The sequence below is a fragment of the Levilactobacillus muriae genome, from assembly GCF_045862015.1.
In the GTDB taxonomy this organism is placed as follows: Bacteria; Bacillota; Bacilli; order Lactobacillales; family Lactobacillaceae; genus Levilactobacillus; species Levilactobacillus muriae.
In genome coordinates this window covers 158,281-177,049 of record NZ_BAAFRU010000007.1, presented here as the reverse complement: position 1 = coordinate 177,049, position 18,769 = coordinate 158,281, and the positions used below count along the sequence as shown (strand labels likewise).

Here is an 18,769-nt window from a genome sequence, read left to right as displayed (position 1 = left end):
ATCAGTTTGTATAAGCGGACTCGAGGTCCAAGGGTCTTTGTGCGATCTTTAGCTCCATATACCTACTGTAATTCAAAAAGCTCTGTAAAACCGAATTCGGTTTTACAGAGCTAATCTTAGTATGTTTTTTGATACCCTTGCTTATCCATGCCGCCACAGTTGCGACATTTTTCACACAACTACTCACCCACACCATGTTCCAAGATGACCATTTCAGCCATGGTAATCTCGCGATACAGATTGTTAAATAGATCCTCACTGATCTCATGCTTCGTTTCATACCGACGTAACAGATAGATCCGCTCAGTCTGAAAGACTTGCCGATAGATCGTCATCAATTCTCGCATCTGCTCCGGCGTGTACTCGGCGTGCCGAACCATTCTCCGCCACTCACTGCTGAATTGCCGGAGACTTGTATGACCATTCTGCGACCGCAAATCAAAAGTGACCGCTTCTTTAAACTCTTGTGAAATGGAAAGATCCCACAACGTTTGGATACCCGCTTCAATCATCTGCTCACGAATGTGCGCCATCCGGGCCGCCATATCGGCATCCACGTGGATCTTGGGGAGTAGCCAACGAAAAATAACCGTCGGAACCAGCATACTTAGGATAATTAACAAGCTTTCTGACATGAGCACCAAATTGAAATCAGCTGTCTTCACCTGTGTCTCTGCCACTGTGAAGGCCAGGGCAAAGGTCACGGCACCGTGAATCCCACCTAATGCAAAGATCCAAGCTTCTCGGTTGGGGACCCGATGGAGCAGTCGCACATAGCCGTATCGAATCAAGAGGTTGGCCACATACAGCACGAGACCAATCACGACCCACAGCCAAGAATTCGCGTAAGTTACCGATTTATCTAAGGTCGTCCGTACCAACACAATTCCCAACACTAGAAAGACAATACTGTTTAAAACATCACCCAGAAGGCCATTCAGCTGATGGATATCACTCGCCAATTGGGGGTTCGCTAGCGCACTTCGTTCACCCTCGGCGTTGTGAATCAAGCCCGCAACGACCACCGCGATAATCCCCGACACCCCGACGGCCTCAGCACCAAAGTACAGCACGAATGGCGTCATTAAGTAAATCACTTTTAGCGGTGTCCCGTTGTTATAAGTATTGTTGATAAAGTTCAGTTTGGATCGCAACATCAATTGCCGAATGTAGAGAATCAGGGTACTCACGACGGCCCCAAATAAAATTCCCCCGCCCGCTGAGTAGACGAAATCCCATAAGGTCTGGGAATAGTTGACGTAGCCATTGACGTACCACAGGATAGCCATATTCAGCAAAATAATTCCTGACGCGTCATTAAATAATGACTCTAACTTTAAACTGACTTGCTCACGACGCGGTAAGACTCGCCCCATCGTCACCGATTCAGTAGCCGTCGCATCGGTTGGTGTACTAATTGCCGCTAGGATAAAGGCCAATGGTAAACCCACACCCGTTAATAAGCTACTGCTAAGGCCAGCGGCAACCGCACACAAGGTGACCATCCCCACCGTCAAGCTAATAATTTCGCCGACGTGCCGACCTACGAGGTTCAACCGTGTGTTTTGTCCTTCAAAGTAGAGCAAAGGGGCAACGATTAACCCAATAAAGATATCTGAATTGAATTTTTCGACTAACCCATTCACGATTGGTACGACCGCAATCACGGCCCCAATCAGCATACTCACATAATTCACGGACAACCGTGGTAACCACCGCCGATTGACCACAATGCTTAGCATCGCTGCGACCATTAATACCGCTGTTGATATCAGTAACCCCATCTGAACACCCCATTTTACTAATTTAGTCGTGATAATTTCAACTGTCGCAAGATTAACGCAAACATTTTGGCTTCCAACCTTTAGTAAACTAACTTATCCTAATTATTATGCATTTACGCGAACTTGTAAATCAAAAATTATAGTTTCTAAAAATGGCCACCCAATTCGACAGATGTGGTCAAAGTCTGGACACCTTTGCCTCCCGAGGTCACCGCCATTAGGCATGTGACAAAGATAGCAGTATACTTAATATAATAAATGATTTGTCAGTTAAATAACAAGCACGAATAAAATTCAGGAGACGATACATCATGCGACGATTTAAGTTAACCTTGCTAATCGGACTAAGCGTTTGCGTTTGGGGAAGTCCGGGCCTCTCTGCTCAAGCTGCTAAGCGCACCGTCACTCTGCCCACCTATCCAATACAACGAATTGCGACCTTCAAGGCGAAGAATACCAAGGTTTATAGCTATCCCCGTGCCAAACATCCCCAAAGTAAATACCTGGGTCACAATCGCAGTACAAAGCGCAAGTGGACTGTCTTAAAAGTTGTCCGGGTGCGTGGCAAGCGATATGTGAAGATTACGCCAGATCGTCACTCCTACTTGCAGCATGGGAGTACCTTTGCTACCTTCTACACCCCGGGTCCGTTAGATGGCGGCTATGTTCCTTTCAGTCGGCTTAGGATGCATCGGCAGATTTTAAGGATGCCTGCTATGAAACGAACGGCGTATTGGATGCCGACAATTGCTAATGACTTTTGGGACATGCCCGCGGGCACTTTGGGACTTAGCAGTGCGATCAACTATGGCCGCAGCTATGCCTACCGCACCCTCTACGCTGTTCAGTCGCTAACCACCGTCCGTCACCGTCACTATCTCTACTTCGAAACGGCTAAGGGCGAGGAGATTGGCTGGTTACCAACCGACGCTGTCGTCAAGGGCGTCTTCTCAGATGTCCTACACCGTGAATTGACCCGTAATTTTAACGCGGCTAATGCGACGACTAAAGTAACCACCATTGATAAAGGACGCCATGTTAAGGTCGGCGTGATCACACGAGATAACCGGACTCAACGCGTCGTCTTGGCCGACCAAAATAGTGAAACCACTATCTTTGACTGGCAAGATGGACACGTCACGACGCGGACCCAACGTCTGGCAAATGGCCACACTGTGAAAATTAAACACTTTAAGACGGCCGCAACAGCTATAGCCTTCCAGGCTGAGGCGACCGATGAGCGCGGAGGTGTTACCTATGAAATAACGGTAACTAATCGGGGAGCCGTGTCCGTTAAGATCGTTGGGGTGGGTGTCGTTTAAAGATACCACCGGCAATATCCAAATTCTCACTATTAAGAACAGGCAGCACAACAACTGAATAATTAGTTGTTGTGCTGCCTATTTGATTTATCTACGATTTAACTGCAACTGACTGCTCACCATTCTTTCAAAAAAATGTGTGATGAGCCTACTGAGGGTATCCTTAAATTTGAGTTTGATACTCTCATTGCGGACAATCTTGATACGTAAAATAACTATGAACTTTTTAATTTTAATCAATGAGTGATTCGTTATCTCGTTTGATAAACGCCACGCCACCTGCATGAGAAAGACTACCATTAATCGCAGAAGGAACTAGGTCAATCGTCTTCATGTCCTGGCGTTCGTGCCACGTCAAATGATTATCTTCTCGGTATTCCTTAACCTCTTGGATAGTCCATCCCCACTTATCAGCTAACAGCTGATCCGCCTGACGGAAATTATCACTACGATCCATAGACATCTCAATCTTTTCAGAATCCTTTGCAACTTCCTTAAAAATCGGCTCACCTTTTTTGTATTTAATTTCCGAAACACCTAATTCTTGGTAGGATTTATGTTCTGGATTCATTTTAGTGTTCTGTGGGATATACTCTGGGTTCAGTACAAAGGTGCTATCACCTCTACTGCCTGACCAATGTCCGGCTGATGAATTCTGCGACGGCGTTCCTTTATATGTTCCATCTCCAAGTTGTTGTTCCTGCTTTAAAAACTTAACCGATTGAAGACGCTGAACTTCTAATTTTGCTTTGTATACGAAATTTGGCAATGGAATTTCCTGCCATGGCTTGTCCTTAACCTCATCCTCAATATTCTCCAAATCATCTATTGTCAGGTCATCAACATCCCAATCATACTCTGAGCCCTCAACATCTAGATAGTCATCGCCTTCAAGCAAGCCCTCTTCAACGTCAGCAGACTCAGTCTCATCGAACTTTGATTCATCCAGTTTCTCGGATACGTCCAAATTTTTCTCAGTCTCAGCCTTTTTTGTTTCTGGTACTTCCTTCAGTTCATTATTCTCATTAACACCGTCAAAATTAGTTTTCATTTTTTATTCCCCTAAGTCTGACATGACAGGCATCGAACGTTTCAACTCTAAAATTGAAGATAACCATTCAGTAAAGTTTTCTTCATGAGTAAGCTGCCGTTTTAAAACGACCAATTGCTGATCTATTGTCTCTCGTTCCTTTAATACTTCTTGATGTCGTTTCTGTTCTGCTAACTGTACCTGGTTTTTTTGAATGTTTTCAACATTGACAATCACTTGGCAAAACGTCACTTGCGCTAGGTATACTACGAGCCTTACTGTATTTCCAACTAATATCTCCACAATCTGATTCTCTAAAGTTCCATTTTCAATCAGTTGACTCGCATGCTTCAAATTTTTAGTCATCTCTTCAGCAAAAAAGCCATCTTTAACCGGCTCAGTTTGCAAAGCAATGGCCATCACTTTCGCCTTACCCGTGCTAACATTATTTAGAATTTTTTCTACCGACTTTTCTGGGAACGGTCCGTTCTCAACATCTGAACTTATTTCACTAATTGCTGTCCAAAAATCTTCAAGACTATTTTTTAGATCTAAAATTATTTGACGAATGATCTTATCATATTCAGTATCCGTAACAATTTCATTATGGCCTTGGCGTTCATCAACCTCACTGATGAGCGTTCTAAAAATTCCCATTTTCCGCTCAATATCTGTAACTGTTACAACAAGCTCTTCCACAAATTGGTTCTCAATATTTTGAATCATAGTGTTGTCCGGCTTTAATCTGTGACCCTTTTTCGACTCATCTTCAATTTCCTGTAGTGCCTGCTCAAGCTTCACTTTCTTAGCACTCAGCTCTTGCTCATTTTTCTTGTGGCTGGATAATACTTCGGCGACATTGTCCATCTTCTCAGGGAATAATCTGCTAAGTAATTGAGTGCCAATTTTATTGAGCTGGTTCCCAAGTTCAATGGCCGAGTATTTTTGTAATGCACTGAAGTCTATAGGATCAATGGATTGGCTACCAGCAAATTCATAAGCCTTCGAACTTTTTAAATCAGCGACCCATTTCTCAAAATTTCTTTGAAATTCTATGACCTGCTGATCAAAAGCATCAATAAATTTTAACGAAAATGTTCTCGAAGTCTGAGGTGCCTGTGCAATCGCCAGCTTATACCCCGCACTTGTACCAATATAGGTGACTTCTAGAACATCCCCATTCGATTCATTGATTAAATCACGCCACCCCTCTACACCAATATCCGATGGATGCTTATACTCACGAATGGCTGAATTCATAGGTAGTTCGTGACTATTAACCTTATACGTCAGTCGATTTTTGTTTTCATAAATTTCAATTCTCACAGTATTTATCCCCCCTCCTATTCAGTCTTCTAATCTTTCGTTACCGGCGTGTTCAATAGTTCTGATAACTTTAACGACTCACTAATCACGAGACTTGCATTACCGTCTAACAGACTCTGCAACTTTTCAATACTCCGCGCAATCAAATATTGCACTTGTTTGATAACTTTGCGGGTAGCTTGCGTTGTTGAGACCGTTTGTTTCATTTTCACTGTTGCTTCCTGAATAGCCTTCAAATTTTTTTCTTTCTTATTACGCGCATTACTTAAGGTCAGCAGTGTAATAACACCACCCAGCCCCCACCCAATCGGTCCAAGCAAACCCAAGAAGGTCGTTCCTGCTGCCATGCTCCCACCACCAATCAACGCCAAAGCTGCGTTCGTGGCCGCCGCACCCGATAACGACGCAATCGCTGTTCCTGTCGATGCTACTCCAAAGGTCGATGCAAGTGCCATCGCGGCTGTTGGAGCAGCCATTCCAGCGCCTGAAACCAGGCCACTAGCGACCAACCCGCCAAAGATACCAGAACGTTTTCCAGTTGATTCTTGTGCATTCAAGGAATCTTGCATTTGCTTTTGGAGCTCACTAACCGTCACTTTAAAGCGTTGCACATTAGTTTCAAACACTTCCCAGTTCAGAACATCTATTGCTGTTGTCACAACTGGTTGTCTACGTTCAATCAGTTCAAGCTCTTCAACCGCTTGCTTTTTAAGCTCGGAAAATTCTTGTGCATCACCTAATAGGTCCTTCTGCGCACTCAGATAAATTTTCTGAATCTTTTCATATTCCTGCTGACTCTTTTTAATCTCATCACTTAATGACACATCATCACTTCCCGTTCTCCAAATAGCGATCAATCAACGCTAACAATTGACTGGTAAGCCGCCGATTTCGACATTTCGAATATACCGAGCGATAGAGTTGCTTAACCTTTCCACGACAGCTACTTAAATCTTCAATACCTATAATCTTCGCCAGAAAGTCTAGTCTAATATCAACGTCTGGCAGTTTTTCTTGGTTAGCCAGATGCAATTTACTCAAGTAAACCTTTTCCGAAGCCGTCAAGTAATCATTTTCCATTAAGCTTTGTAAAATCTCCTGACTATATGGCAACGGATCCCTGACCAAACGATAGACCATTATTTTCCCAACTTCCGCGACCTCTGCCGTGGAAATCTCTGGCGATTTCACGTCAGTCACTTGTTTGTACTGGTAAGTGCCATCGACATCAATTAATTCCCGAGCACTCCGAATATTTACTAAGGCTGGTTCCAGCCAATCGTTTTGATAAACAACTGCCTCACCCTTATGTAGAAGTGCCAACTCTGCTAACTGCTCATCAGAAAGTGCAGCTGCCTTCCCAACTAAATTACGATCATTTTCTTCGGGCATTCGCATAATAATTTTAGTGTTCGTATTCTTAATTGCTGCAATGTCCACCGAACTTGGTGACTGATCGACAATCATAAATCCTTCACCAAACGTTCGCATCTCCGCAATGGCACTCGTTAACAACTGAACTGACTTTTGTTGCATACCCGCACCTTCTGGACCTGAATCACTCGCTGAGCCTAGAATATTATGAGCTTCTTCCAAGACAGTAACATGCTTTAACGGGCTGTTCATACCATCGGCCGTATCCATACGATACTCATTCAATCGCATAATTAGAATTCCCATAAGCAATGACTTAGTTTCAGTAGACCCGACACGGCTTAAATCAATAATTGTATTTTCATCAAATAACTGCTCAAGCGGTATTTCATGACCAGTTAGAATCATGCCATTCAATCCATTTGTCAGTGATCTTACCCGTGTGACCAATGATCCGGTATAATTTCCTTTGTTCTCGGCAGAGTAATCTGAAGCCGCAATGGTCTCCTTCAAACAACTAATTAAGTCAGAAAAGTCCGGGAAAAGGTTGTTTCCATATGGATTTACGGATGTTTTCAAGTCCCAACCAGCATGCTCATATGCCATAATAACGGCATCCTTCAGTATAGCTGGCATAGCCGCATACATGGGCCAGCTCACATTAAAGATTTCAATAAGCCGATCAATATGTTCAAACACGTGGACGCCTTTAGGAAAAGCAAAGGGGTTAATTCTCAGTAACGGCGTATATTTCGGATTAGTTCCATAAACGTTGACATCATCACGGTTACCAAATACATTTTTATACTCACCCTTGGCAGGTTCAATAACACAAAACTTTATGTGCTTTTCTAACAACTGACCCAAAACAGCATACACCGTGTTAGACTTCCCAGTTCCAGTCGATCCCGTAATAAAAACATGACTTGATAAGCTAGGAATGTCTATCGAGACATTGGGTTCAAAATCTCTCGGATTTTCAGGACGCCCGGGAGCAATTTTACCCAACTGAATTTGCTGATCCTTATTTTTCTTCTGATAAGTCGCAATACTCTTTGCAAACCTAACTTGCTCAATAACCGGCACACCACTAATCGACTGACGTGGTAGCGATAAAGCCAAACCAAGCTCCTCACTACTAATAGTTGACGTTGGATCAACCACCATCGGCATATTTGTAATATCATTGAAAATAAATTCTGGATGCAGGAAATTCACGACATAGTCTTTCACTCGTTTTTCCATCAAACTTGCATCTGAATCAACATTTGCATCAGCATGCCAAACGTTAACCGCTGAGACTTGAATTCCTGTATTCTCGCCACTCATGATTGACTGGTAGGTCGCCCCAGCAATTTCGGCAGCATCCGGCTGATCTGAAAGAAAATAAGCCGCTGTTTTCCAAGCACTGGTATCGGAAAAATCATCGATTCTCTCAAATTGTTGATCTAGCCGCTTCAACATGTTTGTAATTGTTTTGTTTTCAAATTCTTGGGTCGTTGAACGATTCGTACTTTGATTGATTGACCGCGTCTTGGAATCACTGGTAGACGTCGCATGTGTGGTCCCCGTTGAATGACTATCGCTCTTGCTCGTTGACTGCGACTGGCTGGTTCCTTGCGATTCTGACTGTGTTTCCCGACTTTTCATGTCATCACTAGAAGAAAGAATATTGGTAGCCATTTGAAACACTGGAGCATTTACATCGGTAACCATCGATACAGTCGCATCTAAAGCCTGACTAACAACCTTCACCGCAGCAACCTTCTTAGCGGCCTTCACAGCTTCATCCGTTGGCCTAGACAATGACTTAGATGCTGTTATACCTGCTGATTCGCTAAGTGAATAAGACTGACTAGTTGAGTCAGAAAGACCTTCACTCGTTCCAGTCGTGGTTCCTGACGAAATTCCGGTTGATCGACCATCTCCAATATTTACTGTTAATTTTTTCACTGCAGAGAGCCGAGAATATACATTTTCATATTGCGTTCGCGTCTCGACAACTTCATCCTTGGTTAAATTTTCGGCAAGAATAACACATTGGTACAGTTCCCCTTGCATGGTGTTGATAAACTTTTCTATGCCTTGAACAAATTGTTCATTCTCGCTAACCGCTTTGTTCTTTAACTCTGGAATTCCAGATGCTATAGCAATCGACTGGTATTGCGCAAGTCTGTTTTGAATCTCTCGAATTTTAGGATTAATAACATTTGTTAACTTTGTTCCAGGAAACTGTCCGTGAATGGCTTTTCTGAGAGCTTCTGCTGTTGTGACAACTGAATTCTGTTGATCCACCTGCCGTACTCCCAGATATAAGTTGACGTGATCTGTCTCTGCATCAATGAGTAGAAACACACTGCTTTTATGTACCGCTAATGCATTAAAAACACTTGTTAGCTTTTGAGAAATATTTTCATTTGCTGTATAAACAATCTCTTCGATTTTATACATCCGAACATTCATCAACACCCCGGCATAGTCGCTCTTCTCGAAGGAGATGGGTGTCAATTTACGCAATGTTGTCAAATAGTTCTTTTCGACAACCTGTTTAACCAGATGTGTCGAAAGTTCTAGTCCCATTTGTTGCTGCTGTCTAGTTTTTACCAATAACGATTGCTCCTCACCCACAATTGGTCGCCTCACAGTTATTTGTCAGTACAATATTAGTTTTATTTTCAAAATTCAAGTACAGCATTAATAAAAGTATTTCATTTAGCGAATTCCAACTTATCCTCACAAACACATGTAATCGTTACCATTATATCAAATGATTTCACAATGTTTTGATAAAACCGCAAAAAAATAGTAGCACTTTCGAAGAAGTACTACCATCCACGCTACTTCCGCCGCAACGTCCGGTCCGGCGCATGCCCAATAAACAATGGCACCCGCTCCTCCACAACGTCACTAAATTCCAAACCATACCAGCGCTGAGGTGATAAGCTCACGCGTTGAAGGAGCAATCGACCACCAATCAGCAGTCGATCGAACGCGGGTAAATCATCTTCCGTCCCCAAATCTTGGAACTGTTGGTTGAGCATCACAAATTTAAAGTTACCGACCCGACGACCCGCTACACTGGAATAGCGTGGCGTCTGGTCCGGCAAGATTCCGGCCTTCAACAAGTCATTCACAATCTGGCGTAAGTACACGTTGACCCGCTGGGGCTTTTTGAATCCCAAATAGAGCTGCACATCCATCACGTTCTGAGTTCCCAGCGTCTCCACAGTATAACTACATTCATAAGGGGTATCCGCCTCATTGACCGTCACAAACCAATACACTGCTGCACGCTTAGGCTGCTGGTCAAGAATGGAGTACACCACTGCCCGCTTGATCTCGTAATTAGGCGCCACGTGTCCGACATACACCAAATTTGTGGCGAACGATGGCACCTGCTCATCCTGACTCAATGCCGCCAGTTGTGGTAAGAAATCCAACAATGATACATACTCGGCATCCTCGACATGTGCACTTCGACAACGATTACCGTAGTACCAGAAGACCATGATCGTTAAAATAATGACGGTAATACAGAGGGTCACGTACCCCCCGTGAACGAATTTTGCCAAACTGGCTAGTAAAAATAAGCCTTCTAGCAAACCAAATATGACCACGTACACTTGGGCCAGCACACGATGACCTTCCTGCCGCAAAAAAGCATGCAGTAGCAATGTTGTCATCAACATGGTAATTGTGATAGCTAATCCATAAGCGGCCTCCATGTGACTGGAGGTCCGGAAGAACCACACGATACTCAGTGTCACGACACATAATAGCCAATTAACTGTCGAAATATACAACTGGCTCTTTTCACTCCCAGGAAATTTAATCCGTAGCCGCGGCAACAGTTTCAGTCCGATGGCTTCATGAACCAACGTGTAGGAACCGGTAATCAACGCCTGCGAAGCAATAACCGCCGCCACAGTTGCAATGCCAATGGCAAATATCTGCCAGCCGCCCGGAACCATCGCGTAAAAGGGATTGACCGGGTGAACTGCTCCCAGCTGACTCGCGTGGTGGATCACCCACGCCCCTTGCCCCAGATAGCTCAACATAAGCATCAGGTAGACGAATGGCCAGGTCCCATAAATATTGCGTTTACCGACTTGCCCCATATCCGAGTACAGTGCCTCCGCCCCGGTGGTTGCCAGAAATACGCTCCCCAGAATAAAGATGCCTTGGCGATTGTCGGGACTGACCAGAAAGCGCAACGCATAAGTTGGAGAGAGTGCGCGCAAGATTCCCGGATCACTGAGGAGATTGTGCAGGCCCACTAGGCCAATGAAGCTAAACCACACGAGCATCAACGGACCAAACGACCAACCAATCAGCTGGGTACCCAGTCGTTGCGCGAGAAATAGGCCAACCAGAATGCCCGTCACCACTAGTAGCACCCATCCCTGGGCACTACTAAAATGTACCGCACCAAAGGTCTGGCCCTTTAATCCTTCAATTGCTGAGGTCACCGTTACTGCTGGCGTTAACGTTCCATCGGCGAGCAATGCCGCTCCCCCAATCAGTGCTGGAAAGATCAACCATTTCGCGTGATTTCGGACCAGGGCGTACAGCGCAAAGATACCGCCCTCGTGCCGGTTGTCAGCCCGCATTGCCAGCAAAATATATTTCACCGTGGTAATCAACATTAGCGTCCAAAAAATTAAGGAGATACTCCCCAACATGACTGGCGTTACCGTCGCAATCGCCCCGCGACCCGCCTGATCAACGATGGCATTCATGACATAAAGAGGTGAGGTGCCGATATCGCCGTAAACAATGCCCAGCGTAATCAACATCCCCACCCCAGTGAGTTTCTGCGTCGTTACTCGCATAAATATCGCCCCCTACAACCACCGGTGTGTGAAGACTCGGTGACGCAGTTCTCCCAGAACTAGAATCAATGCCGTGCCCGCCAGCCAAACGTAACCCATGCCCAACGAATTGGTCTGCCCGCTGAAGTGACCCGCCACGTGATTAATCCGAAAAAACGACAGTCCCAATAGGTTGAGATTGTAGTGTGCCACCCCCGACGCGTGAACGTAGGCGTAGGAACCGGAGATAATCAGCGACAGCAACCCTGCCGACACGATCATCCCACCCACGATTTCCAAACTGAGCCGTAGTACCGTCTTGCGCATGAGAATCCCCCCTTACTCTGGTATTCATCATAGCGGGATGCCTCCCCAATGCCAACTCGTCGCACTGGCTTACGGAGGTCAGTGACCGAATCGGCCTGTGGCTAAACTAATTGGGGATTGAATCGAATTTCATTCTATCGGGGCGGCCGTGCCACACAAGCGTCAAAAATGACATTGGCAGATGATTGCGAAAGAATCGTGCAAGAGGTCACTAATAATGGCGGCTGCCGATTGTCATTCTGTGGTCGACGCCCTCAAGAAATCCCTCGAAACTTTAGATGGCAGGGAGAATCGACTGCCGTTTTCTCTCGGTTGACAGTTATCTCGAATTTATTGGCTTAGAGAGGCTTTGCGAGCCTCCCCTACATCCGTGGGGAATACGCAACTTTTTTGATGCTTTGAAAAATAAAACCCATTGACTATTGAATCGGCGCTGAAGCGGCCATATAATAAGATTTATGGATCCACTTATTTTTACATAAACTTGTTATTGAGGAGAAGATTATGAAAAAGCTAGTTAAACTTATCGCCACCGTTACCCTTTTAGCGGCTGTTGGTATGGTCTCAGGCGCTGCAATTACGCAATTAGGTTTCTGGGTTGATCAAGCTAATGCTAAGACTGTTGGTGGCACTGCAATTCCTAAGTCATATAAGAAATTGGCTAAGAAGGCGGTACATGTCAGCAAGGGGTCTATGTATTCATCTGCTAAGTTAACTAAGGTTACGCATAAGGCTAAGAATTATAAGCACACGACCTTCTATCGCACAAAGCAAGCTAAGGTTGTTAAAGCTAATAAGAAGACTGCTGTTTATAACTATATTAAATCAAGCAATGGTAAGACTAAGGGCTGGATTTGGCATGGTTATGTGAAGAATGGTAAGGCACCTAAGGCTAAGGCAACTAGTAAGAAGACAAGTGCTGTAGCTACGAGCTCAAAAACTAGCACCGGAACAAGTTCTTCGGTAAGCTCAAGTAATAAGATTAGTAAGAGTAAGCTGAAGCAACTAAGCACATCTGTCGATGGCAAGCCCAGCTCTCTTAATAATTGGTTAATTAATCCTGGTAAAAAAGGTTCTGGGGCGCTTACCGATTCTAAGGGCTATCTAAAACCTGCTAAGGGCACTAAGTTTTCTAGTCTTGGGTCTGGAGCCATTGTTGGCACACTAAGTAATGGACATCGTATGATGGGACAAACACAACATCCTTCTAAGTATCTGGAAGTTATTCCAGGTATGCACAGCAATTCCGAAAGTTTTACAAATAACTCTGGACATTGGGTTGCTTATTATATTTCAGGTAATGGTTTAAATGGTCATGGAACTGCTGCGGATAAACATATTGGTTTTAAGTATTTTAGTGGTATGGATCAAGGCCTAATTGCTTCCTTTAATGGAATTTGGTTAGGTATGAACGCTAGTCCTGATAGCACACTTTATAATTGGAATTCTAAAATTTTATTAATTAATAAGAAAGCTGCCCAAGCAAAATTCTATTAAAAATGATTTTGTTTTCTAAATACACTTATTATGAAAAGATAATCAAATTTGATTATCTTTTTTTATGACGAATTGTCAAATCAAGTGCAACGATTGGCCAAAGAAAACTTCTGCTGGTGTCTTCCAGCTCAAACCCTTGCGTGGACGGTTATTTAGTTCTTAAACGAACTGGGCGATTTCTATATCGTTAAGCTCATCCAAGTCTGTTCCTTTGGGGAAGTACTTGCGAATCAAGCCGTTGGTGTTTTCATTAGTTCCTCGCCGTTGAGGGGCATGTGGATCTGGAAAGAATACGGGGATTTTGAGTTCTTTCATCAACTCGTGATACTTCGCAAATTCAATTCCGCGGTCCGGTGTAAAAGTCTTAACTCGCTTAGGTGTGACTTCGGTGAAAAGGTTGAGAATAGCTTGAAAAACGAATTGCGAATTGGCTTTAGGGACACGTTGACATAAAAGAAACTTGGACTTGCGATCGACTATGGTCACCAACGCCGATCGGCCAGTTTTACCACGAACAGTATCTCCTTCCCAATGGCCAAACCGGCTACGATTCTCAGCTGAGACTGGTCGTTCATGGATTGAAGGCGCATCGTTAAACCGTCCTCGACGTTCATTGGCAGTTCCCTTAGTCTTACGCGTCTTGCCACGATGACGCAGTTTCCGAGCGATTCCACGAGCATTACGACTCTTTAAAGGAACACCAAGATTATCATGTTCAATACCACGATAGATGGTGTTGTAGCTAATCGTCCAGTGACTATTTTCGTGAGCCAATCGCCCTGAAATTTGTTCAGGTGACCAATGAAGTTTAACGAGTTTCTTAACCACAAAGTCTTGTAGGTCCAAGTTGCTTAAGATCCTTGAACGACGGCTCTTTAATCGTCGCTTCTGGTAGTTTTCTTGCGCTTGAACCGCCGAATTGCTATTGCGCCTGATTTCCTTGAAACAGTAGCTTTTGAACAGCCAATTAAGGCCGCCATTTCTTGAAGGGTCTGTTTTAAATTCAGTCCAACGAGTATGATTTCACGTTCTTTTAGGATAAGATGTCTGTATAGGCTCATAGCTTGAATTCTCCTTGTAAGTGGTGTTGTGGTGATTCCATTTTACAAGGACTCAGGCTATGAGTCTTCTTTTATTTTTCTGACTACTGTTGCACTTCAATTGTAAATTCGTCCTAAATTATTTAGATCCAGATCCGGCTGACTGACTTTTTGCTTATCGCTGATCTGGCTGAACCTGATGCCAATTTGTGATTCGAGTTCATTCATCATAAGCATTAGATATTCGCGATTAAGTTTATTGATGCGCGTACCCCAGTTATTAACGATTGTATCCACGTTGACCGTCAGACCATTACCGTTGATCATCAAATTCCCTGATTTTGCGATCAGGTTCACAGGCTTAAAGTTACCCTACCCAGCATCACACAAGCCATAGTTTCCCCTACACCTGTGGGGAATACCTTATCCGGTACTGCCGCCCGGTGACAACGAAAGGATCACCCCCACACCTGTGGGGAATACCCCACTACCTGGGGCACGTGCCGACGTGGAAAGGGATCACCCCCACACCTGTGGGGAATACGCGGCAGTCAAAGGCGATATGCCAGACTACCCAGGATCACCCCCACACCTGTGGGGAATACCAGAATGGACAGCGCTTGATTTGCCAGATCACGGGATCACCCCCACACCTGTGGGGAATACGTACTCCAGTGATCTGTGGCAGTACACCGATCAGGATCACCCCCACACCTGTGGGGAATACCTGACATGACGGTTGATGAATTTGAGCTGGCTGGGATCACCCCCACACCTGTGGGGAATACCAACGAACCGGGGGAGCTTGGGCCGGACCACGGGGATCACCCCCACACCTGTGGGGAATACCCGACTAAGCGCGCCGCGATCCGTAACAAATTGGGATCACCCCCACACCTGTGGGGAATACACTTGCGCACCATCGTGCCCGGATCACTGACGAGGATCACCCCCACACCTGTGGGGAATACCAAGATTCTATCGCCAATGGTAAGCCCACCCTGGGATCACCCCCACACCTGTGGGGAATACAGTTTTCAGTATGTGATTGAAGCGCCAATCACAGGATCACCCCCACACCTGTGGGGAATACGTATAACTACCGTTGTCAGTGGTGTCGATGACGGGATCACCCCCACACCTGTGGGGAATACTGACGTACACTGGTACTGTTTGTGACATTTCTAGGATCACCCCCACACCTGTGGGGAATACAATCGAGTTATTTTACAGGAACTGATAATTATAGGATCACCCCCACACCTGTGGGGAATACTGTACTCAGTAGCAGTAGATTCCAGTGGTAACGGGATCACCCCCACACCTGTGGGGAATACTTCTTTGCTAATTCATAGGCAGTCATCACGGAAGGATCACCCCCACACCTGTGGGGAATACCCAGCTACGGTAAAAAAGGTGCATGAGCCGATTGGGATCACCCCCACACCTGTGGGGAATACTATCGTTGCTATAGAAGTCATTTGATGAAAGCAGGATCACCCCCACACCTGTGGGGAATACCCGGATAACTGTTTGGAATTTCGTACGCTGTAGGGATCACCCCCACACCTGTGGGGAATACTCTAAAGACAGCATGGCTGGCTTTCAAAGTGAGGGATCACCCCCACACCTGTGGGGAATACTCTTTGGTGATATATGGGTTACCAGTTGTCTTGGGATCACCCCCACACCTGTGGGGAATACACTAAACAAACGCTGTCAGACCGGCATTCTATTTTTCAAAAAGTGCCGTTTTCCTTTAGTTTGCTCGCCAACTCAAAAGTCGCTTCTGCATCTGATAATGAATGATGGGGGTGCCGATTTTCTACATCGTACTCAGCTAGAACAGTTTCCAATCGGTAGTTATCCAGAAACTTATTTGATTTCTTAACTAGTGGCATCAGATCTATCATCCGATTCACCAAATCTTTCTGATTAACTTCTCTAGCGGCATTAGTCAAAAAGGCCTCATCAAAGTGCAAGTTATACCCGACAATTGGCGCCTTTGCTATGAAATCTTGCAATTGCTGTAACCCAACTGCCAGGCTAACTCCTTGCTCAGCCAACATCGCGTCCGTAATATTCGTCAGGGTCACAATCTTGGGTGGAATCGTTTGCCTAATCTGAATCAATTGATCGTACTTTTGCAATTGTTGATTAGGCCCTTGCTTCACTGCACCAATCGAGATGATTTCATCTTTGACGGGATCCAATCCAGTCGTTTCCAAATCAAGACTAACTGCTGTCAGCTGAGCCGACCTATGGCGGTGGCCCGTTGACTTTCCTGTCATGACTTTGGCTCGATGAAACTTAGCGGCATCACTGAACCCAGGTTGCACACGACCCACGGACTCTTTCAAATGCATCATGAGCGGAATCCCATCGAAGTCGATCACCTGGCGATCTTTGCGCGTTGTTCTGAATTGATAGCCCACTTCATTGCTGGTGTTATAGACCATTGTCGCCTCACCACGCCCGATATTCGCCATGATGCGCTCCCATAAGGCATCGCGAACACGCGCACTCACATTACCAACATAGACACCCGTTTGAATTTCCTGATACCACTTGGTCAAATCACCTTTCAAGGATTGGGGGACCTTCGTTAGTGTAATGACAATCATCGGCTGCCATCCTCTTGTAGCTCATGGTATTGAACGCCAAACTTTTGCAAGCCCAACCGATCATCCCAAAGGCTCACGACATCGGCCTCACCAGCATCATCCGTCATTCCCAAAAGGCTCTTCAAGTCCTTCACCATCCGAATCAACAGCTTGCCGTCAACGAACGCATCACGCATGGCTCGACGCGTCTCGGAACCAATATCTGAATCTTCCGCATACTTCTCAGTCACACTAAACGCCACCGGAATGGAGTATTCGGCCTTATACAAGTCTGCAAAATCATAAACGAACGATAAATCATGCCCGGTATGTACAAATCCTAACCCAGCAGACGCACCCAGAGCAGAAATCACACTGTAACTCAGCCCGTACAACGCCTGGTGGGCCGCCGTTAATGCCTTGTTAATGGGTGAGCCCGCCTCAAAATCATCTGGATCATACGTCCGTCGCTCCCAAGCAACCCCGGTCCGTTGTGACTCGTCCAGGTAGACCTGGCGCACCCGCGCACCCTCTTTTCCCCGCAATTGCTGCATAGTGAGCTGAGAAACGTCGTCTTGTGGGAACCGCATTTGATACATTTTACGGGCAACCATTAATCGTGAACGCTTATTAGAAACTAGCTTGGCTTGCGCCTCCAAGAGCGTCGATGAGTGATTCAATGCGCGACCATAGGCATACTGCCGCACACCGCGTTCACCGACCCACACAACACCTAGTCCTGCCTCACCAATCAATTCCATTGCGCGGTGGGTGACATCTACGCCCGGACCCAACATGAGCACACTCAGCATGGCCGCGGGAACGCAGACAATCCCTTGTTCGTCTAGAACTTGAATGGCACTGTCCTGTCGACTTAACTTGGCATGTTCCAGGTACAGGAAGGTGATCCGATCACGTACCCGGCCGAGTTCATAGCGTTCAGGCTTCTTGGCACCAGCTTGTTTTTTTGCCATTGTTACGCCTCCGGAATAACCGTCATCAATCCCATGCCAAAGGCCTTTTCGCGGCCAATTCCCTGCGTTAAGGTCTGCTTGAAAGCTGACACATCACTAATTCGTAGTAGGCCTTCAAAGGTGACCCGACTCAGTCGCACGGTCCCCTTTCGGCCACCCTTACGGTGCAGCACCGGCCATTCTCGACCGACAATGTCAAAAGCCCAAGTTGGGTCATCAGTTGGCGCTTCAACAACCGTCTGCTGAATCAGTTGGAAGCCGGACTTTTCTGCCCGGTCAACCAACCATTGTCGCTGCCGTTCAATCGTAATGTGTGGCATGACACGCCCCTGCCGCGCGCCTGGCTTGGTAATCGTGTGCGTGGGGTTGGCTGTCAATCGAAATCGTAACATCTGGCCGTCTTGCAGACCGGCTAAGAGCTGATCATACGACTTAGTCATCACAGTTCCTACCACACCATATGTTGCCAGCTTCTCAGCAACGGGCTGCTCCTCACTCAAAACGAGTAGGTACCGCTTACCACCCAGCTGATCAATACGCCACAAATGTCGCTTGCGCTGTCCCGCTTCAATCTCTGCAGGGAAACTCTGTTCAACCCAGTTGTGGTAGGCGCCCAGATGCGTTAAGTCTCTCGTCTTGGCACGGTTGTTACTGTCAATTTCTACTCTTGATAAGTACATA

12 protein-coding genes, 1 pseudogene and 1 CRISPR repeat array are annotated in these 18,769 nt (G+C 45.6%); of the genes and pseudogenes, 2 read left to right on the top strand and 11 right to left on the bottom strand.

Going from position 1 to position 18,769, the window contains the following annotated elements; all coding sequences use genetic code 11:
* Nucleotides 1–179: 179 nt before the first annotated feature.
* Nucleotides 180–1,784 (bottom strand): cation:proton antiporter, encoded by a 1,605-nt coding sequence (locus ACKTSF_RS06790; RefSeq protein ID WP_407887828.1) that lies wholly within the window; start codon nt 1,782–1,784, stop codon nt 180–182.
* Nucleotides 1,785–2,095: 311 nt separating this feature from the next.
* Between ACKTSF_RS06790 and ACKTSF_RS06785 the strand changes: the two genes are divergently transcribed.
* On the top strand, nt 2,096–3,106 hold the full coding sequence (locus ACKTSF_RS06785; RefSeq protein ID WP_407887826.1) for a GW dipeptide domain-containing protein: 1,011 nt from the start codon (nt 2,096–2,098) through the stop codon (nt 3,104–3,106).
* A gap of 232 nt (nt 3,107–3,338) precedes the next feature.
* Here ACKTSF_RS06785 and ACKTSF_RS06780 read toward each other — a convergent pair whose 3' ends face one another.
* The 6 genes from ACKTSF_RS06780 to ACKTSF_RS06755 form a co-directional block, all read right to left on the bottom strand.
* On the bottom strand, nt 3,339–4,157 hold the full coding sequence (locus ACKTSF_RS06780) for an HNH endonuclease (RefSeq protein ID WP_407887824.1): 819 nt from the start codon (nt 4,155–4,157) through the stop codon (nt 3,339–3,341).
* Nucleotides 4,158–4,160: 3 nt separating this feature from the next.
* Nucleotides 4,161–5,462, bottom strand: coding sequence for a hypothetical protein (locus ACKTSF_RS06775; protein WP_407887822.1), 1,302 nt, complete (start codon nt 5,460–5,462; stop codon nt 4,161–4,163).
* A 29-nt stretch (nt 5,463–5,491) separates the two neighbouring features.
* A complete protein-coding gene (locus ACKTSF_RS06770) occupies nt 5,492–6,286 on the bottom strand; it encodes a hypothetical protein (RefSeq protein ID WP_407887820.1) in 795 nt (264 codons plus the stop codon).
* Nucleotides 6,287–6,290: 4 nt separating this feature from the next.
* Nucleotides 6,291–9,464, bottom strand: coding sequence for an ATP-binding protein (locus tag ACKTSF_RS06765; protein ID WP_407887818.1), 3,174 nt, complete (start codon nt 9,462–9,464; stop codon nt 6,291–6,293).
* Between the two features lie 209 nt (nt 9,465–9,673).
* The gene (locus ACKTSF_RS06760) at nt 9,674–11,668 is read right to left on the bottom strand and encodes a KUP/HAK/KT family potassium transporter (RefSeq protein ID WP_407887816.1); all 1,995 of its coding nucleotides are present in this window, start codon (nt 11,666–11,668) and stop codon (nt 9,674–9,676) included.
* Between the two features lie 12 nt (nt 11,669–11,680).
* The gene (locus tag ACKTSF_RS06755; RefSeq protein ID WP_407887814.1) at nt 11,681–11,974 is read right to left on the bottom strand and encodes an LlsX family protein; all 294 of its coding nucleotides are present in this window, start codon (nt 11,972–11,974) and stop codon (nt 11,681–11,683) included.
* A gap of 504 nt (nt 11,975–12,478) precedes the next feature.
* Between ACKTSF_RS06755 and ACKTSF_RS06750 the strand changes: the two genes are divergently transcribed.
* Complete coding sequence (locus ACKTSF_RS06750) at nt 12,479–13,471, top strand: hypothetical protein (RefSeq protein WP_407887813.1); 993 nt, start codon at nt 12,479–12,481, stop codon at nt 13,469–13,471.
* A gap of 75 nt (nt 13,472–13,546) precedes the next feature.
* Here ACKTSF_RS06750 and ACKTSF_RS06745 read toward each other — a convergent pair.
* The 4 genes and pseudogenes from ACKTSF_RS06745 to cas6e all read right to left on the bottom strand — a co-directional run bounded on the left by ACKTSF_RS06745 (nt 13,547) and on the right by cas6e (nt 18,768).
* A pseudogene (locus tag ACKTSF_RS06745) lies at nt 13,547–14,532 on the bottom strand (IS30 family transposase).
* 434 nt (nt 14,533–14,966) lie between these two features.
* Nucleotides 14,967–16,215: a CRISPR direct-repeat array (repeat unit 28 nt; unit sequence GGATCACCCCCACACCTGTGGGGAATAC).
* A 35-nt stretch (nt 16,216–16,250) separates the two neighbouring features.
* Nucleotides 16,251–17,135, bottom strand: coding sequence for a type I-E CRISPR-associated endoribonuclease Cas2e (gene cas2e, locus ACKTSF_RS06740; protein ID WP_407887811.1), 885 nt, complete (start codon nt 17,133–17,135; stop codon nt 16,251–16,253).
* Nucleotides 17,132–18,088, bottom strand: a complete 957-nt coding sequence (gene cas1e, locus ACKTSF_RS06735) for a type I-E CRISPR-associated endonuclease Cas1e (protein ID WP_407887809.1) — start codon at nt 18,086–18,088, stop codon at nt 17,132–17,134. Before cas1e ends, cas2e begins: the two co-directional genes overlap by 4 nt.
* Nucleotides 18,089–18,090: 2 nt before the next feature.
* Nucleotides 18,091–18,768 (bottom strand): type I-E CRISPR-associated protein Cas6/Cse3/CasE, encoded by a 678-nt coding sequence (gene cas6e / locus ACKTSF_RS06730; RefSeq protein WP_407887807.1) that lies wholly within the window; start codon nt 18,766–18,768, stop codon nt 18,091–18,093.
* Between the last annotated feature and the right edge of the window lies 1 nt (nt 18,769).

Bases quoted from the DNA above. Each gene is read 5' to 3' on its own strand.
- ACKTSF_RS06755 (WP_407887814.1), bottom strand. From the start codon at position 11,974: ATGCGCAAGACGGTACTACGGCTCAGTTTGGAAATCGTGGGTGGGATG.
- ACKTSF_RS06785 (WP_407887826.1), top strand. From the start codon at position 2,096: ATGCGACGATTTAAGTTAACCTTGCTAATCGGACTAAGCGTTTGCGTT.
- ACKTSF_RS06790 (WP_407887828.1), bottom strand. From the start codon at position 1,784: ATGGGGTTACTGATATCAACAGCGGTATTAATGGTCGCAGCGATGCTA.
- ACKTSF_RS06780 (WP_407887824.1), bottom strand. From the start codon at position 4,157: ATGAAAACTAATTTTGACGGTGTTAATGAGAATAATGAACTGAAGGAA.
- ACKTSF_RS06750 (WP_407887813.1), top strand. From the start codon at position 12,479: ATGAAAAAGCTAGTTAAACTTATCGCCACCGTTACCCTTTTAGCGGCT.
- cas1e (WP_407887809.1), bottom strand. From the start codon at position 18,088: ATGGCAAAAAAACAAGCTGGTGCCAAGAAGCCTGAACGCTATGAACTC.
- cas6e (WP_407887807.1), bottom strand. From the start codon at position 18,768: ATGTACTTATCAAGAGTAGAAATTGACAGTAACAACCGTGCCAAGACG.
- cas2e (WP_407887811.1), bottom strand. From the start codon at position 17,135: ATGATTGTCATTACACTAACGAAGGTCCCCCAATCCTTGAAAGGTGAT.
- ACKTSF_RS06760 (WP_407887816.1), bottom strand. From the start codon at position 11,668: ATGCGAGTAACGACGCAGAAACTCACTGGGGTGGGGATGTTGATTACG.